Here is a 25,813-nt window from a genome sequence, read left to right as displayed (position 1 = left end):
GTACGACAAAGCCGGACGGTTGAGGTCCGGCTTTGCACTTTGGGTAACGAAGCCACGCTGCCCGGGTGACGGCCCTAGGACACCCGCAGCTAGGCAAATGATTCGAAAGGGGCTCTAGAGCTACTTCACCTGGGTGCCAAGCCAGGCCGTGCGGAAGGCCAGCTGCTCGGCCGTGGGCTGCTGCCCAGCTTTTTCCAACGTCAGCACTTCCAGCACCGACGAGGCCAGCAGCGGCACCTGCACGGTACGCACCTGCCCGCGCGAGCGGACTTCCAGCGCCGCCGTGTCGCCCACCTTGTGCTTTTTCAGCGCCTTGGCCAGGTCGGCTTCTTTTTTCAGCTCCTTGCCGTCGAGGCGCAGGATTTCGTCGTCGCGGTCGAGGCCGGCCTGGTAGAGCGGGGTGCCCGTCTGGGTATTGAAAGTGATGACGAAGCGGCCGTTGTTGAAGGCCACTTGCCCGGGCAGGCCCAGGCTGGGGTCGTTGGGCCGGGCCGGGCGCACCAGCAGGCCGGCCGGGGCCAGCAGCGTGGCGTAGTCGTGGGCCGCGGCGGCCGAGTAAATGTGCTGGCGGAAAAACTGCCCGGCAAAGGCCGTGTCGCCGCTGACCTGCCCGAGCAGACGCTGCAGGTCGGGCACGGTGTAGGGGCGGGCGGGGGCGTAGTTCTGCTGGGGTTTGCCGTGCTGGTGCCACACCAGGCGCATGTACTGGTCGAGGGTGGTGCGGTAGCGCTGGCGCAGGGTCAGGTCCAGGGCCAGGGCGGTGGCCCCGCCCAGCGGGTAGTACGATTGGTAGGTGTTGGCCCGGTTGCTCGGGTCGATGGACTTGGCGGCATCCACGAACGGCGCCTGCTGGCTCATGTAGATGGCCCCGTAGCGCTTGGCCCCGGGCGCCTGCATGGCGTTGACTAGGCCCGTCAGCGCCTCCTCGCAGTACTGCTGGTCGGTGGCATAGGCGCCCGAGCGACGCAGCACCAGCTCGCCGTAGTACTGCGTGAAGCCCTCGGCAAACCAGAGCATGTCGCTCATGTTGGCCCGCTCGAAGTCGAAGGGCTCCAGGTCGCGCGGGCGGATGCGCTCCACGTTCCAGCTGTGGAAAAACTCATGCGACACGGTGCCCAGGTTGTCCAGGGCGCCGGGGCCGCTGAGGGGGCGCGGGCTGGTCACCGAGGTGGAGTTGCGGTGCTCCATGCCGTCGCCGCTGGCTTGGGGCAGGTAGTCGGCCACGAAGGTGTAGCGGCCGAAGTCGTAGGCGGGCAGCTCGCCAAACACGGCGCGGGCTTCGGTAACCACTTTCTTGGTCAGCTCGGCAAAGCGGTCCAGGTCGGCCTCCGCGCCCGGGTGCAGCACCGCCAGCTCGATCTGCTGGCCGGCTTCCTGCCAGCTGCGCACCTGCTGGGCGCCCAAGGAAGTGGGCGAGTCCATGAAATACTGCAGGTGCGGCGCCTCGTACTGGCCGGGCACGGTTGTGCCGTTGAGCTGCACGGGGATGAGCTGGGTAGCCACTTTCCAGTCGGCGGGCAGCTGCTCAAACACCACGCGCACCGGGCGCTGTTCCAGCCCGCGGGCGTAAGCGAAGGTGGCCGGAATGTTCAGGTGGGCGTGCTGCTGGTCGATGCCGGCGTAGGTGCCGTCGGTTCGGTCGCCGTAGAGCGTGTAGCTCAGGCGCACGGTGCCGTCGGGGCCGGGCGTCACGTCCCAGCCGTAGGGGTCGGGGTGGGTGAGGGGCAGGGGGCGGCCCTGGGCGTCGGTGGCCTTCACGTCGTACACGTTCTTGGCGAATTCGTGCAGGGCGTAGCGGCCGGGTGAGGAACGGGCCATGCGTACGTGCAGCGGCTGGCCCGCGGGCACTTGGCTAAACTGCGCCACCACCTGCGCCTCGTGGTGCACGGCGTTGGGGAAGCTGATGCGGTATTGCACCGGCGCGGCGGCCTGTTGGGCCGAAAGAGTCAGCGGAACGGCCAGCAGGCCCAGGCCCAGCAGCCGGGCGGCAGCGGAAGAAGAAAGCATACGGGGGAAGGTCAGCGGGAAAGGGCCCGAAAGTACGCGCCCGCCAGCAGACACCGAAACCGGCTCGGCCGTTGCGCCTGGCCGTTGCCAGGACTGAGCCCGTTTATCCGCCCGTCGTCCTCCATCTGGCGTACGGCGCAGCCGAAGGACCTTTCTCCAATCCCGCACCAGCCACGAAGCGCAGTCACCAACGCCCTGCTACACCGGCTTGATGGCTGCGCTTCGGCGTTTCGCCGCCAGTACGAAAGCGTCGGCACTGCTTCGGCAGCGGCGGTGCAGGGTGAGAGGAAGGTCCTTCGCTTAGGCGTACGCCAGATGAGGATGACGGGCAACATCAACAACACCTACTCAACACGGAGCTCGGGTTACTGCCACACCCCGGCCTGCACCAAGCCATCGGCCCAGCGCTGCTCCCAGGTTGGCCGCAGGCCCAGCCCGCCCAACGCGGCGGCTATGTCGGGCATGCGCCGCCCGCGCACGCCCGAGGTCAGCCCGAAGAAGCGGTACATCAGCCACTGCAGGCCGCGCTGCCAGCCGCGCCGGGGCGGGGCAAAATCGGCCACCAGCCAGTGCGTGCCGCCGTGCGCGTGCTGGCGCAGCCGCACCAGCAGCGCGCTGAGCTCGGCCGGCGGAAACAAATCGAACAGGAAAAACGCGATGATGACGTCGAACTGCTCGGCGGGCTGTAGGGCGGCTTCGGTGCCGTGGCGGAAGCTGATGCGCGCCGCGGCGCCGGGCAGCTGCCGCGCCAGTTGCTCGGCCTGCGCCAGCATCCGGGCCGAAGCCTCCAGATACAAGACGTTGGCTGCCGGGCTAGCCGCCCGCAGCTCGGGCAGCACCCGCCCCGTGCCTCCGCCGATGAAGAGCACCCGCGGCGCGGCCCCGGCCAGCGGCAGCCCGGCCCGCAGCGCCGCGCGCTGGGCCCGCAGCAGCGTGGAGCCGAATACCAGCCGGGCCAGCGGGTCGTAGACGCCGGCCACAAAATCAAAATCAGGAGCAGCAGCCATAGCGCAAAGTTGCCCGATCATACGCGGACGGCGGCCAAGGGGTATCCTTCGGCGGCGGCTTTGCGTTGTTTCCGGTACCCGTCACCGCTTCCCCCTGCGCATGACCACCACGCTCCGCCGCCTGCTCGCCGGCTTCGTCCTGTTTTTCACCGAATTTGCCCTGACCCTGGCTGTGGGCACCGCCGGGGTGGTCGTGTTCCTGCTGCTGGGCCGGCAGGTGCTCGGCGACGGGCAGCTCAGCTTCGACGAAGGCGCTTTCGCATGGTCGCACGCGTTTTTGGGCGAAGCCAACCGCCGCTGGGTGGATTTCATCACCTTTCTGGCCTCGCGCAACTTCATCATCGGGGCCGCGCTGGCCGTTATCGGCTATTTTCTGTTTCTGCGCCAGCACCGCTGGTACTCGCTGAAAGTGCCGGTGGTGGCCCTGGGCAGCATCACGCTCAACCTGCTGCTGAAAAACTTCTACCACCGCCCGCGGCCCCTGCTGCCGCTGACGTCGGCCTCGGGCCTGAGCTTTCCGAGCGGCCACGCCATGATTTCGGCCTCGTTCTACGGCTTGCTCATCTACCTCGTCTGGCGCCACGTCGACAACCGCTCCCTGCGCTGGCTGCTTACTGTGCTCATCGGCACGCTCATCCTGCTGATTGGCCTGACGCGGGTGTATCTGCGCGTGCACTACGCCTCCGACGTGCTGGCCGGCTTCGCGGCGGGCGGGCTGTGGCTGCTGATTGCCATTCCGCTGCTCAACCGGCTCGAACGCACCGTTAAGCACCGCGTGCGCACCGCCACGGCCGATTCCATCCTGCCGGCCGAGTAACGCAGCGTTACCGGTAGGTTACGGCCGGTGAAAAATTTCCCGCTGATTGTCAGGATAAAAAGCAGCTGATGGGAAAAATCTTTGCCCGAGTGCTTGACAACTGCCCGGAAGCCCTCTACTTTTGTATCACAATTCGCCACTGACCTACCAACAGCGGCGAGTTTTTAAAAGCTGCGGTTGTGGCGAAATTGGTAGACGCGCTGTCTTCAGGCGGCAGTTCCGAAAGGTGTGAGAGTTCGAGTCTCTCCGACCGCACAAGCCGAAAGCCGGTTCCGAAAGGGCCGGCTTTCGCCTTTTTGGCGTTTTCGGTTGGACGCCCTGCCAAGGCCGCCTTGGACCGCCCGCCGGGTTTTGCCGTAAGCCAAGGCCAGTTATGAACCGTCTTGCCCAGTTCCTGCTTCGCCTGACCGGCCAGCTCACGGCCGAGGTGCTGACGTTAGCCGGGGCCTTCGTAGCGTCCTTTCTGGCTTTTCTGTACCTCACGCGCCTGGTGTTCGTGGCCGGCCCGGAGCACTTCGACCAAGCTGCCTTCGATTTAATGGACCGGCTGCGCGCCGCCACGCCGGGCCTGACCGAATGGGCCCTGCGCGTGACGTTTTTCGGCTCGGCCCGCTGGTTTGTCATTGCGGCCGTGGCGCTGCCCGCGCTGCTGTGGTGGGGGCTGAAGCGGCAGCGCGAAGCCGTGGAGGTCTTTGCCGCCATTGCCGGCTCGGCCTTGCTGAATCAGTTGCTCAAGCACTTTTTCGGCCGCGTCCGGCCGCTCACGGCCCTGGTCTACCAACCCGGCTTGAGCTTTCCCAGCGGCCATTCCATGATCGGGTTGGCGCTGTACGGCATGCTGGCTTGGCAGCTGTGGCGCCACGGCCGGCACCCGGCTTGGGCGGTGTTGCTAGTGGTCTGGGCCCTGTTCATTGGTCTGACGCGCATCTACCTGCACGTGCACTACGCCACCGACGTGCTGGCCGGCTTCGCGGCCGGGGTGGCTTGGGTAGTGCTGGTACAGACCGCCGTGCGCCGCCGCCTGCGCCGCATGGGGGCAAAAGGGTAGACGGGTGCGCAGTAGGAAGTCCTTGCAACGATAACCGACTCAACTCGCATCCGCCTACCCAGACTCAGTCCAGCTTGACCTTCACCCGGATGGCCTGCAGGCCTTTCACGCCCTGCAATTCCTCTAATTCCAGCTCTTCCACGCCGGGGTCGAGCAGGCCCCGGTCCTGCAGGTAGTCCACGTACTCGCGGTACTCGGCGGCTTCGCGGGCCTGGGCGTACACCAGAGCAATGTGGCCGGGCTGGGTGAGCCGCTCGCCGGTGCCGGCCACGGTGGCCTTGTCCACGCGCTTCTTGATGATTTCGTAGCGGATGTTGTAGGCCCCGTCCACGTCGAACTGCCGCTCGTCCATGCGGAAGCGGATGCTTAGGGCCTGCGAGTGGATGAGCACCAGTTGGGTGGTATCGAGCGGGACGGGCAGCGTGGGCTTGAGGCGGTGGGTGAGGCGGGTAATTTCGCAGCTTACCAGCAGCTGCCACAGGCGCAGGTTTTTGAGGAAGATGAGGTCGAAAGGCTTGTCGTGCACCAGGGCGGCGCCCACGTAGATGTTGTACTCCACGCCGTCGGTCTTGAAGCGCTGGAAGTAGTGCGGGAACATCTGCTGGGCGCGGCGGTCTTCCTCGTCGAGGTAGTCGCTGACGGCGTCGTTGAGCTGGGTGATGCTCTGCTCGAAGGCCTTGCGGCGCTTGTACAGAATGCCCAGCTCGGGGTCAATGTTGGACCAGTACTCGCTGATAACCGGGCGCAGCTCGGGCGTGTGCTGGGCCAGGTACTCGAACAGCGGCTCGACCTCCGACTTAATCGACTCCAGAATGCTCACCTCGTCGCCCGACAAAATGCCCTGGCGCAGGCGCTTCAGATTTTTGGTGACGTAGAATTTCAGCTCGTCGAGAATGGGCAGGGCCTGAAACTCGGTGGCTTTTTTGAGCACCCGGTTGGCCAGCGTCAGGTGCTCGATCAAGTCGCCCTGAATGGCCTCGTTGCGGGCCGTGCTCGAGCCGCGCACGTCCGACGAGCCGTAGAGCGGGTACACGTCCTGGAACACGATGGGCTCCATTTCCGCGTTTTTGTTGCCGTCCTCGATTTTCTCGAGCAGGTTCAAGGCCGCGTCGGTGAAGCGCCACTCCATGCTGGGGTGAATGGCCGTGAACTTCTCCTTGATGATGGCCTGCACCCGGGTCTGGATTTCCTCGGCGTTGCGCTTCACCGCCACCGCAAACAGCGGCAAAAAGGCCGTGACTTTATCCAGGGAAAACTCGTCCAGGTCGCCGGCGTTGGGCGAACCCAGCTCCAGCAGGCCCACCGCGTCGTCGCCGTAGGGCAGCAGGGCCAGAATGGCCGAGCGGATGCCGATGCTGGTGAGCTGCTCGCGCAAATCCTCCGGAATGTCGGCCGTGGCCACGTCTTCCAGCACCAGCGGGCGGCGCTCCTGCGTCACTTGGGCGTACACGCGCCGGAAGCCGGAGTTGGCATCCTGACGCTGCAGCTGCTTCATCAGGAAGCTGTGGTTGATCTTGCGCCCGAAGTCCACAAAGGCCTTTTTCTTCTCGTCGTAGGCCGCAATGCCGAGCTGCAGGAAGGGCCGGCCGAAGAGCACGCGCAGCTTTTCCTGGATCTGCTCCAGCCGGTCGGAGGCCTGCAGCACGTCCCGCTCCAGCAGGTCGTACTTCAGCTCGGAGAGGATTTCCTGGTTGGTGACGTCGCTCAGGTTCAGGATGTTGAAGCCTTCGAGAGCGAAGTTTTCGGGCGGCAGCAGCTGGCGCCACAGGGCCACGTCGTAGGGGTTGCGGCGCAGCTGCTCCAGGTCGTCCGGGCTGAGCTCGGGCTTGTCGCCCACCACTTTCACGTCGAGAAATGCCGAGTTGAAGGCCACGCTGTAGTGCCGGTACAGGCCGATGCTGTAGTCGGGCACGGTGAAGATGATGCTGCCGTAGTGGTCGGGCAGCTCCTCGCCGTAGAGCTTCTCCATGATCTGGGCGTAGACCATGTGCACCATGTGGCGCTCCATGGTGGCCGCGTCGATGTTGAGCGGCTGCTTCACGCGCTTGTCGGGCGCCAGCAGCACCTCCGCGAAGTGCGGGGTGTGGTAGAAGCTAAAGCGCTGAAAGGGCGGAATGGCCCCGCTGATGTCTTTATCGAAGGAAGCGGGCGGAAACACGGCCACCATCAGCGCCTGCACTAGGGGCTGGTGAGCGTCGAGCACGGCCGGCTCGGTCAGGGGGCCGCGCAGCTCGGGGGCCTGTTCCAACTCCCGCAAAATGCCGCGCGCCAGCAGCGACACGCCGGGGTTGGGGTCGTCGGTGCGGGCCTGCCACCACGCAATGATGGGCTCCAGGCTCAGGGTGGTCTGAAAGAAAAAAGTCGGCGCGGCGGGTGCCGGGGCAACGTCGGAAGGGCGGGGCATACGGAAGGGGAAGTCAGCCAGGGCGGCAATCGGCGCAACTACCGGACATATACGCAGCCACCCGCCCGGCGGACGTAGCCCGGGCGGCCCGCCGCGTGGCCGCCGCGTCGACGGCCGCGCGGCAGCTCGGCAAGGCGCGGCCCAAACCGACCGTCTAGCGCCGCAGAATAGTTACCCGCGGCTCGGTGCCGGGGGGCGTGTGCGCGTCGACGAGCGTATCGCGGCGGGTGCCATTGGCGAAGGAGCTGAGGGTAAATTGCTTGGACTCGTTGCGGTAACAGCTGCAGCAGCCATCGGCCTCGTACTGCCCCCGAAGCTGCACCCGCCCGATGTAATAACGCGCCACCACCCGGCCCCGGCGCGCCGGCTCGCGCACCAGAATGGTGTAGCGGTACGATTTGCTGGCTGTGGAGTCGCCGAGCTTGCGCCCGTTGACGGCCGCAAACGGCTCGGCATTGTCGAGCACGATGGGCGTGGTGAAGACCAGGGACCGGTCGCGGACGATGCTGGCCGTGTCGCCCTTGGCGTACGTGATGCCAGTGGCGGTGGTGGTAGACGTGTCGCGCGGGTACACCGAGCGCACCAGCAGCACCGTATCGAGCTGGGCCGCGGTAAAGGAGCCGGGCTTGAAGTTGAACAGCAGCGCGTCGGCGCGGTAGTTCTGGCAATTGCACGACACCGAGCCGCAGCAGCCGGCAAACAGGGCGGCGCACAACAGCGGAAAAACCACGGACCGGAGCAGCACAGCAGAGGAGAATTTCATCACAAAACGCGGGGCAGCCGCCCCCACGCGGGACCGGCTGCGAAGAAGCTTAACGAACGGCCCGTAAAAATAGTGGTACCAAGCCAGTAAAGCCCGGACCAGGCGGGCCGACCGCGCAGTGCTGACTTCCGGCACCGGTCACGCGCGGCCCAAACGCAGCGGTGCCACGACGTGGGGGTCGTGGCACCGCGGGTCTTCACTAGGCTCAGCAACTGGCCGCTCGCGCCGACGTCCGGCCGGCTGGGGCACTTAGAGCGTGTTGGGGATTTACCTTTATCCATGCTCGAACGTGTAACTCGGTGTTGGAAGCTGCTGGTAATGGCCGGTATGTCTGCTTGCCAGTCTGATAGAAATGCTGGTCTGGAGAAAGTGAGCCCAGTCCTCATGCCGTTTGTAAAAGGCTATATGGAAGCTCACAAAGTAGATCAGAAGTCAGACACAATCATCATTATCGGTTTCGATTCAGCGCGAGTCTCTATCCATAGCGAACCAATGACTACCGCAATGGCCACACAGATACAAGATGTTTTACTAGGAGTCGAGCACCTTGGTAAGTACGATCTTTATTTCGTTGGCAAACCCAATCCATACATTTATCAGCCAACGAAACGTCCTGCTCGAAGCAAGCCACCCATCCAACGAGAGGTAGATGGGCCGCCGCCACCACCTCCACCTGGCTATAACTATGAACTCTGGGAGTTAAGATTCCAGGGGGACAGTGTGATCAGCTATAGTCCCAAAGAGCGTATTGACCGCTACGTTCAATAGCAGCCGATTATGTCCCTTTCTACGAATCCCCAACACGCTCTTAGGGCCGTTACTCCTTCACGAAGCGGCGGGTTTCGGAGCTGCCTTTGCTCGTGATTTTGTAGTAGTACGTGCCGCGGTTCAGGTCCGCGAGATTCACGTCGAGCGAGTGGCTGCCCTTGTCCTGCTTGCCGTCGAACACGGTGCGCAGGGTTTTGCCCTGCTCGTTGAGCAGTTCCACCTTCACGTTGCCGTCCTTTTTTATCTCGTAATCCAGGCGCTGGGCGCTGCTGGCGGGGTTGGGATACATAGCGGCCGGGCGGCTGGCTTCCACGGCCGTAGCCGGGGCGGAGGCGTTCGGGTCCAAGAGCAGGAAGCGCGTGGCGCCGAAGAAGTTCTGCTTCGGGCCGTGGCCGCCGCGGCCGTGGTGCCCGCGCGGGCCGCCGTGGGCTTGGTGCTGCGCCAGGTTCTGCTGCTGCTCGGGCGTGAGCTGCTTCTGCACCAGTGCTTTGATATCGGTGGCCCACTTTTCGCGCTGGGGCTGCACCTCGGTTTTCAGCTGGTTGATCTGCGCCGCGTACTTGGTGGCCAGTTGGCCGACGCCCTGCATAATGGTGCGGCGCTGCTCGTGCAACTGCTGCAGCTGCTGACGCTGGGCATCGGTGAGGGCCGGGCGCTGGCCGGGTGTGGCACCGGCCGCCGGCTTAAGCGTTTCGCGCAGGGCCTTGCCTTGCTCGCGCAGGGCTTTGAGCTGGGTGCGGTAGGTGGCGAGCTGGGCTTGGTCGGCGGCGGCAAGCTGGGTTTCCAGCTTCTGGCGCTGCTGCCGCACCACCGGCAGCACGTTCTGCTCGACGTAGGCGCGCACTTCGCCGTTGCCGCGGTGGTGGCCGGGGCCACCCAGCCCGGGCCGCTCAAAGCCGGGGCCGTGTTGGAGAGAGGCGCCGAAGCCAGCCGTGGCGGGCAGCAGGGCGCAGGAAAAGGCGAGGACCTTCAGCCAGGAGGAGGTTTTCATGCTTATGCGAGGAGGAAATAGTTACCGTTTTCTGCTCACATAGAGGCGTAAGTGGTCGGGGAGTTTAACGCGGTGATGGAAAATTATCCGGACCAGAAAGCATTGGTTCACTCCCTAGTCATTGCGAGCAACGCGCGGTAACCGCAGGAAGGCGTAGCCAGTCCTTTCGCTAGCAGCACCGCCGTCTCAATACCTACCGACCTGAATACATCGGCCCAAAAGCCGGACCGCCCGGAACCACAGATGTTGGTTGCGGGCGGTCCGGTTTTGGTTAGTGCTTCTTGTACCGTCGTGCTACTAGCGGAACGATTGGCTACGCCTTCCTGCGGGTGCCGCGCGTTGCTCGCAAGGACTACCGGGTGCTACCGTCGGCGGCCTACCTCCTCGCGCTGCTGGCCTGGGGAAGCCGGATGGCTGCCGCGCAAGGACGGGGAGCCAGCAGCTTGCGGGGCGGCTTACTTGAACGTGTCTTTCGTGTCAACCACCTTTACGTTCGTCACATTCAGCTTGTACGTTGCCACTTGCTCGTCTTCGGCCAGGATTTCCTTGGGCAGGCCTTCGCGCACCACTTTGGCGTAGCTCATGGGCGAGGCGGTGTTGGTTTTGAGCACCTCGGCCAGGGGCTGGGCTTCGCTGTCGTCGGTAACGATGGTGACGTACATATTCTGCACCTGCCAGTACTTCTTGATGGCTTTGTTGACGTCGTCCAGCGTGAGCTTGGCCAGCTGCCCGTCCAGCTCCTGCAGCCAGTCCTTGCGGCCGTAGAACTTGGAGTCGAGCAGGAAGCCGAGCTGCTTGGCCGAGGTCAGGCCGTAAAGCTTGGTGTAGGAGCGCAGGAAGGTGCGCGTCAGCTCGAAGTCTTCCTTCGACATGCCGTTCTTCACCAGCCCGTCCATTTCGCGCAGGGCCAAGCGCAGTGCGAAAGGCGCTTGGCCCACTTTCAGGTCGCCCAGCTCGGCGGGGTACTGCTTGCGCAGGCCTTCGGCAATTTGCACCGGCCGAATCCAGATGCTGGCGTAGTTGGCGTGGCGGGGCACGCCGGGCACGGGCAGCATGTTGTTGCCGCCGGCCTCGTACCACTCGATGTAGCTGTAGTCGCCGTAGTTCATCGAGCGGGCCGTGCGGATTTTGTCGTAGAGCTTGCCGTAGCTTTTGCGGTGCTCCCCGAGAAAGGAATTGGCCACCATCAGGGCCGCAAAGTCATCCTTGGCCCGGGTGGTTTCGATGGGGAAGCCCGCGTACACGGCCGAGCCCAGCGCGTCGGGCTTGCTCACAATTTCCACCTGCACGCCTTTTGGCGCGGCGGCTTTGGGCACGTCGGGCTTCACGGTGGCGGTGGGCAGCGCATCCATGTCCTTCTTGAGCTTCTGCACGAAGCTTTCGGGGTAATTGCCGCTCAGGCCGATGGTGAGGTTGTTTTTGCCGTAGGCCGCGGCGTAGAATTTCTTCACGTCGTCGAGCGTGAGGCTCTGCACGCCGGCCGCGGTGCCGCGGGTCATGTGCTGGTAGCGGGTGCCGCGGAAAAGCTGGTCTTCGAGGGCAAACTTGCTGTAGTCCTCATCCGAGGAGGCCCGAATAACCTGCTCCACGTAGTTGAGCTGGTTGGACTTGAGGCGGGCAAAATCCTCCGGGGTGAAGCTTGGGGTGAGCATCAGACCCTTGAGCACCGGATAAAACTGGTCGAGGAAGTCGCGGTGAAACTCGAAGGTGAAGGTGGTGACTTCCTTGTCGGTGCGGGCGCCGTAGCGCACGGCCATGGGGTAGAGCTTGTCCTTGAGCTGGCTGGCCGTCAGCTCCTTGGTGCCGCCCTCGGTCACGAGCTGGGAGGTGAGGTAGGCCAGGCCTTCCTTGCCCTTGGGGTCAGAAGCCGAACCGTTCTGGAAGCGCAGCATCACCACCACCTTGGCGGCGTTGGGCTGCTTGAGTTCTACCACGTCGGCGGCCAGGGCCGGACGGGCGGTGATGGTAGCCGCGCCCAGCAGCAGGCCGAGAGAGGCGCGGAGAAAGGTCTGTTTCATGGGAAGCAGCGCGGGCTTTAGCCCGCGTTATGTAGACCGATGACGGCAAAGCGGCGTCGCTCGGGCAAATGAAAACTGGTATCTGGCGGACGCGGGCCAAACCGAAGGTCGGCGTAGCCCAGCCCGCGCCACATGGTTACTGCACGCCGCCGGTGTCCTTCGGGCCGATGGTGCCCACAGTCAAGTGCTCCGGCACGAAGTACTTCTGGGCCGCGGCCTGAATGTCGGCCGCCGTCACCTGGTCGTAGAGGCCGTAGTAGCGGTTTACCGACTGCGCGTCGCCGCTGAGCCAGATGAATTCCGACAGCGCGTTGGCAATGTTGTCGGGTGCGTCCAGGCTCATCAGGTTGCCGTACTTCAGCGCCGATTTGGTGTCAGCCAGCTTCTTCTGGTCGATGGGCTTGGTCTTCGCGTCCTCCAGGGCCTGCACGATGCGCTGCTTCACGTAGGGAATGTCGTCGGCCTTCACCACCGAGGCGCGGATGCTGGTCAGGTACGGGTCGCGGGTCATGTTGGGGGCGCCGCCCACGAAGCGCACTTTCTGCTCCTTCACCACCAGCTGCTGGTACAGCTCCGAGTTTTCGGCGAAGAGCATGGTCATCAGCACGTCCAGGGCCGGCAGGTCCTTGCTCTGGTCCGAAAAAGCCGGGCCCTTGTAGCTCAGGCTGAGGAAGGGCGGGAAGTTGGCGTTCTGGATGTGCACGTAGCGCGGGGCCGTCTGCGCGGGCTCGGCCTTCATGTTGGGCACGTAGGAGCCGCGCTGCCAGCCGCTGAAGTATTTCTGGGCCAGCTGGTTGACCTCGGCCGCTTTCACGTCGCCGACCACCAGCAGGGTGGTGTACTCCGGGCGGTAAAACCGGTCGAAGAAGGTCTTGGAGTAGGCGTACTGGTTGGGCATGTCCACCACGTCCTTGAAGAAGCCCATGGTGGTGTGCTCGTAGGTGTGCTGGTCGAAGGCCGCGTCGGCCACCTTCTCGTTGAGCTGGGTGTAGAGCGAAGCGGAGTTCTTGGTGTACTCGCCCTTCACCGCGCCGGCCTCGGTTTTGAAGTCGTGCTCGGAGTATTTCAGGTGCTGAAACCGGTCGGCTTCCACTTCCAGCATCTTATCGAGCATGCGGGCGTTGCCGGTCATGTGGTACACGGTGCGGTCCAGCGAAGTGTTGGCGTTGGCCGCCGCGCCCAGGCTCTTGAGCACCTCGTCGTACTGCTCCTTGGAGTACTTCTCGGTGCCGCGGAACATCACGTGCTCGAAAAAGTGCGCGAAGCCGGTTTTGCCGGCCTCCACTTCGTCGCGCGAGCCGGCGCGCACCACCAGAAACACCGAGGCCAGTCCCGGCGAGGCATAGGGCACCGTTACGATTTTCAGCCCATTAGGCAGTTGGCTCTGCTCGATGGCGTAGGGGAAGGCGCCCTTGGCGGCCGCCTGCTGCGCCCGGGTGGTGGGCGCGGCGGCCGTCAGCAGACTAGCGGCCAGGCCAAGCGACCGAAATGCGTGTTTCATATTAATGGCAATGGAAAAAGCACAAACGCGCCGCCCCGGTTGCGGGGCGGCGCGGCAAAGAAACGGGATAGAGGCCAACCGTTGCAGCGGGCCCAGGAAGGCGGAGCCGTGGCCCGCGCGTTAAGTTGGGTGAAGCAGATGCTCGCTAGGCGCGCCTGACAAGGCGCTACTACAAGCAAGCCCTGCCGATGGGGACAAGCTGGCAAGTATCCGGACCCAGCCGGCGGCCCCAGTAAGCCAATTCCGGTAGCCGAACGGCGCTACCGGCTGCGTGTCGCCGGGGCCGGCGCGCTACGGTTCGACCCGCGCCGAGCCGTCGGGCGGTGCCGCGGCGGCGGAGTAGCCCCGCACTTTGCCGGCGGTCAGCAGTGCCTCGCGCAGGCGGGCGGCGTCCAAGTCCAGCTGGGGCTTGATGTGCGCCAGCGCCAGCCGCAGGGCTTCCATATCAGCCAGGCGGTGGGCCTGCGTTTGCGGGTAGCCGTGGTACATGGCCACCCGAACCCTGGATTTGCCCGCGCCGGTGTACGTCGCCAAGGTGTCGCCCTTGGCGCTGATGATTTGCACGGCCGCTTTCAGGTCGGTTTCGTACCACTCCAGCGGCACGCCCAGCAACGACGGCGTCATGAAAGTGAGCATCTGCAGGCTCTGCAGCACCTTGCCGGTGCGGACGGTGCGGGCCTCTTTTACCAGCAGCCGGGCGTAGCCGTAGCGCGCCGTGTCTTCCGGGTCCGAAAGGTTCATGCGCACATCCCGCTCAAACAGGCGCTGCGCATCTTCCAATGACGCGCCCGTTGATTGGTCGAGCGGCCCATTTTCGACGGCTATTTCCAACGACGGGAGCCGGTCGACCAAGGCCGCCGGTGAAGGCTGGAACAGCACTTTGTCGACTGATTTGCAGCTGCCGACCAGCAGTGCTGAGGCTAACAGCAGGAAACAAATGCGAATCGGGCTAGGCATGGCGGTAGCAGAAAGGCCAATGGCCAGTGGAGCAGGAGAGGAGGCAACAGGATATTATTAATTGCAAGTATAACTTATTGTTGACTATTATTTATACTTTAAAAATAATTTATATGAATAAAATGCGTGTATTCGGCGTTCATAGCTCAGTAAACGCACAACGCCCGGACAAGCACGATGGCTTGTCCGGGCGTTGTGAGCCGCTTGCGTTTGGGCCGCAGGTCTAGTGCAGGTGGCCGGCCGGTTGCGCTTCCTCAAACAGCTCACTGACGGGCTGCCCCTGGTAGTTATCGACAAATTCACCTTCCCACCGGGCCACGACGGCCGAGGCCAGGCAGTTGCCGATGACGTTGACGGCGGTGCGGGCCATATCCATCAGCGCGTCGATGCCGAGGATAATGAACACCGGCCAGGGCGGCAGGTTAAACGAGGCCACCGTGGCCAGCAGAATCACCAGCGAGGCGCGCGGCACGCCGGCCACGCCCTTGGACGTGAGCATCAGGGTAAACACCATCACCAGCTGCTCGCCGAAGCTCAACGGCACGCCGGCCGCCTGGGCCACAAAAATGGCCGCCAGCGAGAGGTACAGGGTGGTGCCGTCGAGGTTGAAGGAGTACCCCGTGGGCATCACGAAGGCCACCACCCGGCGCGGCACGCCGATGCTTTCCATGGCTTCCATGGCCCGGGGTAGGGCCGCCTCCGACGACGTGGTGGCAAAGGCAATGCTCACCGGCTCGGCAATAGCCTGCACGAAGCGCTTGATCGGGATGCGGGCAATGAGAGCCACCGGCAGCAGAATCAGCAGGATGAAGGCAATGAGCGCGCCGTAGAGCGTCAGCAGCAGCTGCAAGGCGTTCAGCAGGGGGGCAAAGCCCATTTTGCCCACGGTGTAGGCAATGGCGCCGCCCACGCCCAGCGGGGCGAAGAACATGACCACGTTGGTGAATTTGAACATCACCTCCGAGAGGCTTTCCGACCACTCCAGCATGGGCCGGCGGTGCTTTTCGGGCACCATGGCCAGGCCAATGGCGAAGATGATGGCGAAAACCACTACCTGCAACACCTGCCCTTCGGCCACCGATTTGGCAATGTTTTCGGGGAAGATGTGGGCGATGATGTCGGCCGCCGACTGCTTGGGCGCGGTGGCAATGGCGTCGTTGGTGGTATTGCCGGCGCGGGCGGCGGCCAGTACGGCCGGGTCTAGCTTGCCGGCCTGCGTGAGGTTGATGGCGGCCAAGCCGATGAAGAGGGCAAACGTGGTGACGATTTCAAAGTACACCAGGGCCTTGACGCCCATGCGGCCCACCTTCTTCAGGTCGGCGTGGCCGGCAATGCCCACCACCAGCGTGGCAAATACCAGCGGGGCAATGATGGTCTTGACGAGGCGCAGGAACACGTCGGACAGCACCTTCAGGTTCTGCGCGCCTTCCGGAAAGTCGGCCCCCGCTTCGGCCCCGACGAGCATGCTCACCACAATCCAGAAGGTGAGGGAGCGGCGCTGCACGGCCCAGGCAATCAGGGCCACGAGGGCCAACCAGCGGGCAGCCAGCGGCACCGCGGGCGGCAGGGCCAGCACGCCGTAGTGAGAAAGGGCAGTCAGCAGCGCGGCCACGAGCAATAGGAGCAGCGCCGGCACGGCAAAGCGGGTAAGCTTCATACAGCAGATAAAAAGGACGGACGCTGCCCGGTGGGAAGGGGGCAGCGTCCGGCAAAGATAGCCGATTGGGGCAGAGCCCAACGGCAGCGCAAATCGAGCGACTAGGGCAGCGTGAGCAGGTAGCCGATGGTGAAGTTGGCGTCCCAGTCGAACACAAACTGCTGGCAGCCGGTGGCCTTGGCCACGGCCTGGTAGATGTTGACGCCGGCCTGGGCCTTGGCGCCTTCCAGCGAAGTATAGTCGGCGGGCGCTTTCAGCACGGTGTAGCGCTCCGTGCCTTGGCGGTGGGGCTTGGCCAGCTCGTACGGAATGCCGCCGATGATAAAGCAGGTGGCGCGCTCCTCGGCCGGCACTTGCTGGGCTTTGGCCTGCACATCGGCGGCGACGGCGGCCGGGTCGGCGTTTTTCTGGAAGTACTTCGAGCCGTAGGTGTCGGCCGTTTGCACCGTGCCGGTTTCCAGCCACGCCAGCTTGGTGTTGCCCGAGCCCATGTCGGTCAGGAAGGCCTTATCGGCGTAGGCGGCGGGCAGGGCGGCGCGCAGGCCCAGGGCGGCTTCGCGCTCCGGCGTGACGGTGATGACCACGTAGTTCATGGCCCGCAGCGCCTTGATGATTTTCTGGGTGCCCTCGGCCGCCACGGCGCCGGAGCTGACCACGAAGTGAATGTCGCGCCCGCCCACGCCGTAGTCGAGCATCTTGCCGATGTAGGTTTTGAGGCCCTTGCGGATATCATCCTCGGAGGCCAGATTTTCCATCACCAGGCTATTGCCGAACTCCGACTTCTCCAGCTTCCAGTTTTTGTCCGCGTCGACGCGCACAATGAAGGAGTTGAAGCCGCTGGCACCGAGCTCCACCACGCCGCGCAGCTTGCCGTTGACCGGCGCAGCAGGACGGAAGCTGAAGGTCATAGGTGTTTTGGCGGGGGCCGGCTTGACTACGGGAGCCGGCGCGGCGGCCACCGGGGCAGCCGAGGCTACGGCCGTAGCAGGAGCTTCGGCCGTCGGGGTGGGGGCCGGCGTGGCCGGCGTAGGCGCCGCCGAGGCCACGGCGCTTTCTTTGGCTTGGTGCACTTCGCCGTACAGCGTCACGGTGTCGCCTTCGCGTAGCACCACTTTCTGGCCGCCGGGCAGCATGGCCGTGCGCGTCTGGTAATCGAGGCGGGTGCCGTTGATGAGCACCACGCTCTTGGTCAGCGGGGTGGACTTGGTGTTGGTTTGGACCACCAAGGAGTTGTCTTTCACCGCGAACCACGAGGTGAAGCCGGCTCCGCCGCCCGTTTGCGCCCATAAGCGCGTCGGCATGGTCAAGGCCCACAGGAGGCAAAGGAGTAAGAAGTTTTTCATGTGCAATAGGAGAGTGTAGAACAGTGTTGCAAGATAGATATGATAATAGTCATATAAAATAAAATTTGCCCTAACGCCGCTAATTTCTGTCCCAAAGCCCTTCAATACTGGCTAAGCGAATTTCTGCCCATCTTCGGCCGCTTTACGTTTCTGCTGCCAATGCTACACTGGTCGATCCGCCCGCTGGAGTTGCCGCTCCGCTTTACCTGGAAAATTTCCCGCAACGCCTCCGACGCCAAGACCAACCTGGTGGTGCGCGTGGGCGAGGCGGCGGGCGCGTCCGGCTGGGGTGAGGCGGCCCCCAACGTGCGCTACGGCGAGTCGCCGGCGCTGCTGCTGACGCAGTTCGAAGGGCTGCTGCAGGCCGGCCTGGCCCAGGTGCAGGAACTACCGGACCTGACGGCCTTGCTCGAAGCCCAGCAGCCGGCCCACGCCCTGCGCTTCGCCGTCGAGTCGGCCTACGTGCACTACCTGGCGCAGCGGCGCGGGCAGTCGGTGCCGGCTCTGCTAGGCGTGCCCGCGCCCTTGCCGGCCGTGGGCACGGCCTTTACCCTGCCGATTATGGCGCCCGCGGAGGTAGCCGGGTTCATCGAGCGGTACGGGCTGGCGCGCTTCCCTTTGCTGAAGGTGAAAGTAAACCAGGAACTGGGCGCCGACCTGCTGGCCGAAGTAGCCCGCCTGCTGCCCGGCCGGCCGGTGCTCGTCGACGGCAACGAGGCCTGGACCGACGCCGACGCGCTGCTGCGCTTTATCGAGCAGGTGCAGCGGGTGCCCGCGCTGAACGTGCAGCTGCTGGAGCAACCCCTGCCCGCCGCCTGCGCCGACGACTACCGCTACCTGCGCCCGCGCAGCCCCTGGCCGCTCATTGCCGACGAGTCCGTCACCGACGCGGCCGACTTCCACGACATTGCCCGGCAGTTTCACGTGCTGAACATGAAGCTGATGAAGGCCGGCGGCTACCTCAACGGCATCCGGCTGCTCAACGAGGCCCGGGCCCACGGCCTGCGCACCATGGTCGGCTGCATGGTCGAAACCTCGCTGGGCATCTGGTCGGCCCTGCAGGTCAGCGGCCTCTGCGAAATCTGCGACCTGGACGGCCTGCTCATCGTCCGCGACGAGCCCTTTGGCGTGGTGCAGGAAGAAAGCGGCCGCCTGATGCCGCAGCCGCAGGTGCCGCAACTAGGGTAGGGCGCAGCCGAGCAACCCAACAAAATGAACGTCATTCCGCGGCACGCTCGGAAGGACGTTCTGTAAGCTCGTCTTTACTTTACCGCCCGCAGCTGCTCGTCCAGCGCTTTGAGCTGGCCGTCGAGCTGGGTGGTGTCGGGGGCTTTGGGGTTGCCTTGGCTGAGCAGGCTGATCTTTTGATTGAGCAGCTGAATCTTCTGCGCCATCAGCTCCACGCGGCGGTTCAGGCCCGAAAGGCGTGCGTCGACATCGGCGGCGGAAGTCGGGGCCGGGCCGCGGTCGACCACCTCGCCAAACTTGGCATCGGCCGGGGCGGTTTCGCCCCGCGCGGCGGCCGCGCTCTGGGGTGTGGCGTACATCACGCCGCCGTCGGCGGCCACGTAGTCGCCCTCCTTTAGAGTAATCATTTTGCCGGTGGGCAGCTCCACGATGCCGCTTTTCACGTTCACCTTCGTGCCGTTGGGCAGGCGCACGTTCTGGCTCAGGCCGGTGGTCTGGCCGTTGCGGCGGCGCACCACGGCCCCGTTTTGCATCACAAACTGGTCGCCGTTCTGCAAATCCACGCGGTTGTCGGCGGGCGTTTTGGAGGATTGGGCCTGGGCAACGGGGGCGGCGGCCAGGGCGGCGAGCAAAACCAAGAGGGGGGCAAACGGTTTCATGGCGGAGCAGTGGGGAAATGTGGTGTGGTTGTTGGTAGAAGCGCGCCCCTGCATACGCAAGATGCCGCGGCAGGGTGGTAGCCTGCGGGATACCTAAAAAAGTATGGAACCAATGTTGTGACATTAAATGTATGTACATATATTTGCACCGTCATTTGGTTCTGCCATGAAGCTTGAAGACGAAATCCAGCAGCGCGCCTTTAAAAACGTCCACCAGAAAGCTCACCTGAACGTGGTGTTCACGGCGGGCTGGCTGCAGCAGCGCCTGGCCGCGGCCTTCAAGCCCTACGGCCTGACCCTGCCCCAGTACAACGTGCTGCGCATCCTGCGCGGGCAGCACCCCAAGCCGGCCACCGTCAACTTGCTCATCGAGCGGATGCTGGACAAAACCAGCAATGCCTCGCGCATCGTCGACAAGCTGGAAGCCAAGCATCTGGTTACGCGGCAGATCTGCCCCAGCAACCGCCGCGCCGTGGACATCCGCATCACCGAAGCCGGCCTGGAGCTGCTGCGCCAGACGGAAAGCCTGGCCGACTCGCAGCACCGGGGCCTGCACAACCTCAACGACGAAGAAGCCGCTCAGCTGAGCGACCTGCTCGATAAAATCCGCGACTGACGGCCGCATATCTCAGTCAAACCAACCCCAGACTCTCTCACCGTTTTCAAAACATGAAAAAATTGATCCTGCCTCTGCTCGTTGCCGGTGCCCTGTTTGCTGCTCCGGCTCAGGCCCAGCAAAAAGCCACCGCCGCCGTTGCTGCCGTGGGCAAATCCACCAAAGGCGCCCAAACCTACGCCGTGCAGCCGCAGCTGAGCACCCTGGGCTGGGTGGGCAAAAAAGTGGGCGGTCAGCACAACGGCACCATCTCCGTAAAGGACGGCGCCGTGCAAGTGAAAGGCAACCAAATTGTGGGCGGCACCTTCGCCTTCGACATGAACACCATCAAGGTGGAAGACCTGAAGGACGCCGAGTGGAACGGCAAGCTGGTGGGGCACCTGAAGAATGACGACTTCTTCGCCGTGGACAAGAACCCGACGGCCAATTTCGTCATCACCTCGGTGAAGCCCATCAAGGCTGACGCCGCCGGCAACAACGCCCAAATCACCGGTAACCTGACCATCAAAGGCAAAACCAACCCCGTGAGCTTCCCCGCCAAAGTAGGCGTGAAGGACGGCGTGGCTTCGGCCTCGGGCGTGGCTACCGTGGACCGCACCAAGTACGACGTGAAGTACGGTTCGACCCTGTTTGGCGCCGCTGCCGATAAGGCCATCGAAGACAACTTCACCCTGAGCTTCAACGTCATTGCCAAGCAGTAATCGTTGATATTTCGTCCGCAACCCGGCCCAAAAGCGAAACGGCCCCTTCACCGCTGCGGTGAAGGGGCCGTTTCGCTTTTGGGCAGGTAGCCCGGCGCTTATTGGCCGCCCGAAGCCGGCACGGTGGTAGCCGGAGCGGCCGGAGCGGCCGGTTCGGCGGGCACGGCCGTGGGCGCCGCGGCGGCGGCGCCCCGCAGCTGCAGGCGCAGCGGGGCCACGTTCATTTCGCGCAGGCTGATGATGCCGTACACCGTTTCGCCGGGGCGGATGATTTTGTTGGTCATTTCCTGCGACACGAATTCCTTGCGCATGTTGGAGTTGGCCGTAGCCGCCCCGATCATGTTGCCGGCGCCCACAATCGGGCCCCAGGGCAGCAGGGTGCCGCCGGTGGTCTGGCCGGTGTAGGGGTCGTAGGTGCCGCCCACCTGGCCGATGCCCAGGAAGTAGAGCACGTAGATGGCCACGCCCTGCTTCATATCGTTGGCGGCTTGGATGGCCGGCACCGGGATGGTGGGCCGCTCGCCGAAGTACAGCTCCAGGTCGCGGGAGAAGTTCAGGTCGGTGCTCGTGTTATTTTTCACGCGCACGGCCACGGTTTGGTAGCCGCGCTTGCGTTCCTTCTTGATGTACTTGCGGTTGCCGCCGGCCAGCTGCAGGGCGCTGAACTGGTAGCTGAACTCCACCGGCGCGCCGGCCGGGCTCACGGATTGGTAGCGGGTATAAGTAGCCGGGCGGATTTGGCGGTAGCTGCCAGCGCAGCTGCTCAGGGCCAGGGCCAGGACGCCAGCGGCCAGGGGCGTAGCGGTCAAACGCATAGAGAAACGGGTAAACGGTGGGGATGAAGGAAACGTGAACAAGTGTCGAACTTTCAAAGATACCGCTTGCCGCTGGCCAGCCAACAACCGCCGCACGTAAAAAAAGAGCTGCCCTAGGCGGGCAGCTCCAGTTCGGTGGGCAGCGGGTAGCGCAGCTGCCGGTGCTTGTCGTGGGCGCGCAGGGTGCGCAGCATTTCGTCGAAGTCGTCCTTGTACTCCAGCCAGAGGTCCTCGTGCAGCTTCGGAATGAGCTTGGCCGTGCGCACCACGAAGCGCACCGTGGCCACGTAGAACAAGTGGAAGTAGCCGTCGAAGTACTGCTGGTACTCTTCGAGCACGAGGCGCAGCACGTACATGTTCAGCTCCACTTCCAAGCGCTTGTCCTTGGTGATGCGCTTGGCGCGGGCCACTTCCTTGGCGGCTTTGCCCAGGGCCCGGGCCAGGGCGCGGTTCATCACGCGGCCGTTGGCTTTCTGCAGCAGCTCGGCAATGCGCTCGGCGTGCTCGTCCTGCACGGCGCGCAGGTCCACTTCCGGCAGGATTTCGTAGCGCACCAAGTCGTAGAGCTCCGCGTCGCGGCGCACGGCTTTCAGCAGCAGGTCTTCCTTTTCCTTGTCGGTGAGCTGGCGCAGGGCGCGCTTGAAGTCGGTACTGGGAGCGGGCATTCTTGTCAGGAAAGAACGAGGAGTGAGGAATCAAATGAATAAGAACGTCATGTCGAGCTTGCCGAGACATCTCGCGTGCTGACGTTGAATAGCCGTCTTTCGTTCAACGAAGACTCTACTAGCTGGCTAAACACGCGAGATGCCTCGACTTCGCTCGGCATGACGTTCGGGTAGTCCTAAACTTACTGCCCGTTGCTGGTGCCGGCGGCCGGGGCTTCGGGCTTCAGGTACTGGTCGAGGTAGTTGGTAATCTTCGTGTAGAGGTGCACGCGGTCCTTGCCCATCACGTTGTGCGGGTGGCCGGGGTACACGAAGTAGTCGAGCTGCACGCCGTGGTCGACGGCATTTTTCAGGTAGTCGAGGCTGTGCTGCCACACCACCACGTCGTCCACAGTGCCGTGAATCATGAGCAGCGGGGCCTTCAGGTTCTGCACGTAGCCGAGCAGGTTGGCCTTCTGGTAGCCCTCGGGGTTTTGCTGCGGGGTGTCCATGTAGCGCTCCGTGTACATCACCTCGTACATGCGCCAGTCGATAACCGGGCCGCCGGCCACGCCCACCTTGAAGGTGCCCTCGGGGGCGCGGGTGAGCATGGTGGTGGTCATGAAGCCGCCGAAGCTCCAGCCGTGCACGCCGATGCGCTGGCTGTCCACGTAGGGCAGGCTCTTGAGGTAGTCCACGCCCTTGAGCTGGTCGGCCAGCTCCTGGGTGCCGAGCTGGCGGAACGTAGCTTGCTCGAAGGGCAGGCCGCGGTTGCCGCTACCGCGCGAGTCGACGGTAAACACCACGTAGCCCTTCTCGGCCATCATCTGCATCCAGAGGTTGCCGCCGCCCAGCCAGGAGTCGGTGACGAGCTGCACGTGCGGGCCACCGTACACGTAAATCACCGCCGGGTACTTTTTATTCGGGTCGAAGCCGGGCGGGGTGATGAGGCGGGCGTACAGGTCCGTCTGCCCGTCGGCGGCCTTGATCGGGAAGACCTTGGTCTGGCCCAGGCGGTAGTTGCTGATGGGATTGGGCGCGTTCAGCAGCTGCTGGCGCGCCTTGCCATCCTTGGTGCCCAGCACCGCAACGGTGCGCGGCGTGGTTTGGCTGCTGTAGCTGTCGAGTAGGGCCTCACCGGAAGGGCTGAGTGTGCCCGCGTGCGTGCCGGCCTGGCTAGTCAGCTTCTTGGGTTTGCCGCCGCTCAGGCCCACGCTGTAGAGGTGGCGCTGAATGGTGCCGTCCTGGTTGCTGGCGTAGTACAGCGTCTTGCCCTTGGCGTCGAAGCCGAGCACGTCCGTTACCAGCCAGGTACCCTGGGTGAGCTGGCGCAGCAGCTTGCCCGAGGTCGAGTAGAGGTAGAGGTGGTTGTAGCCGCTTCGCTCGCTCTGGTAGACGAACTGGTCGGGGTGGCCGGGCACGAACATCAGCGGGTGCGTGGGCTCCACGTACTCGGTGTCGGTTTCCTCGAACAAGGTTTTCACCAGCGCGCCCGTTGTGGCGTCGTACTGGCGCAGCCACATGTGGTTTTGGTCGCGGTTGAGCACGGCCACGTAGATGCTCTTCTCATCCGGGCTCCAACTGATGTTGGTGAGGTACTGCTCCTTCGGCTCGCCGGTCTGCAAAAACACTGTCTTGCCCGAGGCCACGTCGTACACGCCCACGGTTACTTCGTGGCTTTTGTCGCCGGCCATGGGGTACTTGATGGGCTCGGCCTGGGCCGGCGTGGGCGCCACCGACACCAGCGGGTAGTCCGTCACCATGGTCTGGTCCATGCGGTAGTAGGCCAGCTTGGTGCCCTTGGGGCTCCAGAACGTGCCTTTGGTGATGCCAAACTCCGAGCGGTGCGCCGCCTGCCCGTTCACGATGGCCGGGTTGGCTTCGGTGGTCACGGCCACGTTTTCCTGGCCCGGCAGGCTCACGTACAGGTTCTGCTCCTTGGTGAAGGCCACGCGGGTTTTCGCGGGGTCGAAGTCCACGTTGTCGGCGCCGGCCTGGTAGCTTAGCAGCTTGGTGGCTTTGCCGTCGGCGACGCTGTACCGGAACACGTCCCGGCTGGGCATGCTCACCACAAACGCGTCGGGGCCCGCCCACTGCAGCTGCGGAAACGCGGCGGCTTTGAGCGTGGGGGCACCGGCGGCCTGCAGGGCTTTGTACAGGTTGGCCATGCTCACCACCGGCTGCAAAGGGCCGCCGGCCGCGCGGCCGCGCACCAGCTCGTCCTGTCCGTTCTCGGTGCGCACGAAGCTGAATTCGTCGTTCGAGCCCGGAATCCAGGTCAGCTGCTTGAGGTTGGCGGGGGCGAGGGCGGGGTTGCGGAAGGCGTCTTCCACGGTGAGCAGCTGCTGCTGGGCGCGCAGGGCGGTGGTGGGGGCCGCGGCCAGGGTCAGCAGCAGGGCGGGCAGCGCGAGGCGCCGGAACGTCAGGGTCATAGCGAAAAGCAACGAGAGAAGGGGAGGGGAAGGCAGGCGGTTCGGGCCGGGAATTTACGGCGGAATCAACAGACCCGCCCGCCTACAAATTCCCCAAGCCCGGCGGCACTATCCGGCCGGCCGCAGTGTTAAGGGGTGCTTTTTGCGAGACACGAACCTAGCGCCCTAATCCGTACCTTTACCACCATGAACACCAACCCGCAGATTGCACACGACGAGGACGTTCTGTTGTTGGAAGAAACCACCGACCTGCGTGACCTCATCGTCTACAACGACGACGTAAATACCTTCGACCACGTTATCCAGACGCTCATCGACGTGTGCCAGCACGAGCCCATGCAGGCCGAGCAGTGCACTTTGCTGATCCACCACAAGGGCAAGTGCACCGTCAAAATCGGTTCGTACGAAGAGCTGGAACCCCTGTGCACCGCCATCCACGACCGCGGCATTTCGGCCGACGTGGTGTAGCTTTTGCCGAAGAAAATATCTGTCATCCTGCGCTTCGCGAAGGACCTTATCACGCCGGGTAATTGTTATCTGACGTATGCCGTTTCGACGGCGTAAGGTCCCTTGCAAAGCTCAGGATGACATCCGTATAGACTGAATGGAATTTCCCTCCAAACTCATCGAAAACGCCGTCGGCGAGCTGGCCAAGCTGCCGGGCATCGGCCGCAAAACGGCCCTGCGCCTGGCCCTGCACCTGCTCAAAGCGGATACCGATACCACCAGTTCCCTGGCCGAGGCCCTGGCCAAGATGCGCTTCGACATTCGCTACTGCCAGAGCTGCCACAACATCTCCGACACGGAAGAGTGCTCGATCTGCGCCAACAAGCTGCGCGACCACAGCACCGTCTGCGTCGTGTGCGACATCCGCGACGTTATTGCCATCGAAAACACCGGGCAGTACCAGGGCGTGTACCACGTACTCGGCGGCGTCATCTCGCCCATCGAGGGCATTGGCCCGGCCGATTTGCACATTGACTCCCTGCTGACGCGCGTGCAAACCGAAGGCTCGGAAGTGAAGGAAGTTATCCTGGCCATCAGCCCTACGATGGAGGGCGACACCACGGCCTTTTACCTCACCCGCCGCCTGCGCGAAACGCCCGAGGTGCACATCAGCAGCATTGCCCGCGGCATCCCGGTGGGCGGCGAACTGGAGTACGCCGACGAAATTACCCTGGGCCGCTCCATCGTGGAGCGCCAGCGGCAGGCCCGGTAACGCCCGCCAAGCAACCATCAACCTCGCGAAAAGCGCCGTCCTGCTCAGGGCGGCGCTTTTTTCGTGGTCAGCTCAGGCCCGCTGGCTGTTCCGCCGCAGTGGGGCAGAAGGCAACACGTCCGCCTGGATGCGGGCCGCCAGCTTTGGGCACAGGTCGCTATGGCGGGGCGGGCCGCGGCAAGTGCGGCAGAGCCGCAGATTTTCTAAGCGGCTGCTTTTCAAGGCCGGCTCACGGGCTGGCGGCGCCATCGTTGCCGG

22 protein-coding genes and 1 tRNA gene are annotated in these 25,813 nt (G+C 64.1%); 9 read left to right on the top strand and 14 right to left on the bottom strand.

All coding sequences use genetic code 11. From position 1 onward, the window contains the following. Positions 1–120: 120 nt before the first annotated feature. Positions 121–2,007, bottom strand: a complete 1,887-nt coding sequence (locus tag LJ737_RS13900) for a M61 family metallopeptidase (RefSeq protein WP_227766697.1) — start codon at positions 2,005–2,007, stop codon at positions 121–123. A gap of 365 nt (positions 2,008–2,372) precedes the next feature. Then, positions 2,373–3,014: a class I SAM-dependent methyltransferase gene (locus tag LJ737_RS13895; RefSeq protein WP_227766695.1), complete on the bottom strand. Its 642-nt coding sequence runs from the start codon at positions 3,012–3,014 to the stop codon at positions 2,373–2,375. A gap of 100 nt (positions 3,015–3,114) precedes the next feature. Here LJ737_RS13895 and LJ737_RS13890 point away from each other — a divergent pair, with 100 nt between their 5' ends. The 3 genes from LJ737_RS13890 to LJ737_RS13880 all read left to right on the top strand — a co-directional run bounded on the left by LJ737_RS13890 (position 3,115) and on the right by LJ737_RS13880 (position 4,879). Then, positions 3,115–3,831, top strand: coding sequence for a phosphatase PAP2 family protein (locus tag LJ737_RS13890; protein WP_227766693.1), 717 nt, complete (start codon positions 3,115–3,117; stop codon positions 3,829–3,831). Positions 3,832–4,004: 173 nt separating this feature from the next. After that, a tRNA-Leu gene (locus LJ737_RS13885) sits at positions 4,005–4,086 on the top strand. A 118-nt stretch (positions 4,087–4,204) separates the two neighbouring features. Continuing rightward, the gene (locus tag LJ737_RS13880; protein WP_227766691.1) at positions 4,205–4,879 is read left to right on the top strand and encodes a phosphatase PAP2 family protein; all 675 of its coding nucleotides are present in this window, start codon (positions 4,205–4,207) and stop codon (positions 4,877–4,879) included. A 64-nt stretch (positions 4,880–4,943) separates the two neighbouring features. On the opposite strand, the gene LJ737_RS13875 is transcribed toward LJ737_RS13880, so the two are convergent. Both LJ737_RS13875 and LJ737_RS13870 read right to left on the bottom strand, forming a co-directional pair. Next, entirely contained in the window at positions 4,944–7,283 is a 2,340-nt protein-coding gene (locus tag LJ737_RS13875) for a GAF domain-containing protein (RefSeq protein ID WP_227766689.1), read from the bottom strand. A 154-nt stretch (positions 7,284–7,437) separates the two neighbouring features. Further along, the gene (locus LJ737_RS13870; RefSeq protein WP_227766687.1) at positions 7,438–8,046 is read right to left on the bottom strand and encodes a hypothetical protein; all 609 of its coding nucleotides are present in this window, start codon (positions 8,044–8,046) and stop codon (positions 7,438–7,440) included. Positions 8,047–8,325: 279 nt separating this feature from the next. Between LJ737_RS13870 and LJ737_RS13865 the strand changes: the two genes are divergently transcribed. Continuing rightward, the gene (locus LJ737_RS13865; RefSeq protein ID WP_227766686.1) at positions 8,326–8,814 is read left to right on the top strand and encodes a hypothetical protein; all 489 of its coding nucleotides are present in this window, start codon (positions 8,326–8,328) and stop codon (positions 8,812–8,814) included. A gap of 49 nt (positions 8,815–8,863) precedes the next feature. Here the strand turns inward: LJ737_RS13865 and LJ737_RS13860 are convergent, their stop codons facing one another. The 6 genes from LJ737_RS13860 to LJ737_RS13835 form a co-directional block, all read right to left on the bottom strand. After that, on the bottom strand, positions 8,864–9,805 hold the full coding sequence (locus tag LJ737_RS13860) for a T9SS type A sorting domain-containing protein (protein ID WP_227766683.1): 942 nt from the start codon (positions 9,803–9,805) through the stop codon (positions 8,864–8,866). 455 nt (positions 9,806–10,260) lie between these two features. Next, positions 10,261–11,823: a M16 family metallopeptidase gene (locus LJ737_RS13855; protein ID WP_227766681.1), complete on the bottom strand. Its 1,563-nt coding sequence runs from the start codon at positions 11,821–11,823 to the stop codon at positions 10,261–10,263. Between the two features lie 136 nt (positions 11,824–11,959). Beyond that, positions 11,960–13,324, bottom strand: coding sequence for a M16 family metallopeptidase (locus LJ737_RS13850; protein WP_227766679.1), 1,365 nt, complete (start codon positions 13,322–13,324; stop codon positions 11,960–11,962). Between the two features lie 291 nt (positions 13,325–13,615). Continuing rightward, on the bottom strand, positions 13,616–14,281 hold the full coding sequence (locus LJ737_RS13845; protein WP_227766677.1) for a hypothetical protein: 666 nt from the start codon (positions 14,279–14,281) through the stop codon (positions 13,616–13,618). Positions 14,282–14,504: 223 nt separating this feature from the next. Next, entirely contained in the window at positions 14,505–15,938 is a 1,434-nt protein-coding gene (locus LJ737_RS13840) for a dicarboxylate/amino acid:cation symporter (protein WP_227766675.1), read from the bottom strand. A gap of 101 nt (positions 15,939–16,039) precedes the next feature. After that, a complete protein-coding gene (locus LJ737_RS13835) occupies positions 16,040–17,239 on the bottom strand; it encodes a hypothetical protein (RefSeq protein WP_227766673.1) in 1,200 nt (399 codons plus the stop codon). A gap of 201 nt (positions 17,240–17,440) precedes the next feature. Here LJ737_RS13835 and LJ737_RS13830 point away from each other — a divergent pair, with 201 nt between their 5' ends. Next, a complete protein-coding gene (locus LJ737_RS13830) occupies positions 17,441–18,469 on the top strand; it encodes a dipeptide epimerase (RefSeq protein WP_227766671.1) in 1,029 nt (342 codons plus the stop codon). 74 nt (positions 18,470–18,543) lie between these two features. Here LJ737_RS13830 and LJ737_RS13825 read toward each other — a convergent pair whose 3' ends face one another. Further along, the gene (locus LJ737_RS13825) at positions 18,544–19,128 is read right to left on the bottom strand and encodes a DUF6799 domain-containing protein (protein ID WP_227766669.1); all 585 of its coding nucleotides are present in this window, start codon (positions 19,126–19,128) and stop codon (positions 18,544–18,546) included. Positions 19,129–19,294: 166 nt separating this feature from the next. On the opposite strand from LJ737_RS13825, the gene LJ737_RS13820 reads away from it, so the two are divergent. Beyond that, positions 19,295–19,744 carry a MarR family winged helix-turn-helix transcriptional regulator gene (locus LJ737_RS13820; protein WP_227766667.1) on the top strand — a complete coding sequence of 150 codons (450 nt, stop codon included), beginning with the start codon at positions 19,295–19,297 and terminating at the stop codon, positions 19,742–19,744. Positions 19,745–19,797: 53 nt separating this feature from the next. Beyond that, entirely contained in the window at positions 19,798–20,445 is a 648-nt protein-coding gene (locus LJ737_RS13815; protein ID WP_227766665.1) for a YceI family protein, read from the top strand. Positions 20,446–20,543: 98 nt separating this feature from the next. Here LJ737_RS13815 and LJ737_RS13810 read toward each other — a convergent pair whose 3' ends face one another. The 3 genes from LJ737_RS13810 to LJ737_RS13800 form a co-directional block, all read right to left on the bottom strand. Continuing rightward, positions 20,544–21,260: a hypothetical protein gene (locus tag LJ737_RS13810; RefSeq protein WP_227766663.1), complete on the bottom strand. Its 717-nt coding sequence runs from the start codon at positions 21,258–21,260 to the stop codon at positions 20,544–20,546. A gap of 113 nt (positions 21,261–21,373) precedes the next feature. Then, positions 21,374–21,925, bottom strand: a complete 552-nt coding sequence (locus LJ737_RS13805; protein ID WP_227766661.1) for a hypothetical protein — start codon at positions 21,923–21,925, stop codon at positions 21,374–21,376. 182 nt (positions 21,926–22,107) lie between these two features. Beyond that, complete coding sequence (locus tag LJ737_RS13800; RefSeq protein WP_227766659.1) at positions 22,108–24,336, bottom strand: S9 family peptidase; 2,229 nt, start codon at positions 24,334–24,336, stop codon at positions 22,108–22,110. A 186-nt stretch (positions 24,337–24,522) separates the two neighbouring features. Here LJ737_RS13800 and LJ737_RS13795 point away from each other — a divergent pair, with 186 nt between their 5' ends. Continuing rightward, entirely contained in the window at positions 24,523–24,804 is a 282-nt protein-coding gene (locus LJ737_RS13795; protein WP_227766657.1) for an ATP-dependent Clp protease adaptor ClpS, read from the top strand. 136 nt (positions 24,805–24,940) lie between these two features. Next, positions 24,941–25,555 carry a recombination mediator RecR gene (gene recR, locus LJ737_RS13790; RefSeq protein ID WP_227766655.1) on the top strand — a complete coding sequence of 205 codons (615 nt, stop codon included), beginning with the start codon at positions 24,941–24,943 and terminating at the stop codon, positions 25,553–25,555. Positions 25,556–25,813: the final 258 nt, after the last annotated feature.

This window comes from Hymenobacter sp. 15J16-1T3B (genome assembly GCF_020711235.1).
Taxonomy (GTDB): Bacteria; Bacteroidota; Bacteroidia; order Cytophagales; family Hymenobacteraceae; genus Solirubrum.
The sequence above is the reverse complement of the archived record's forward strand: the minus strand, read 5'-3'. Positions and strand labels throughout refer to the sequence as shown.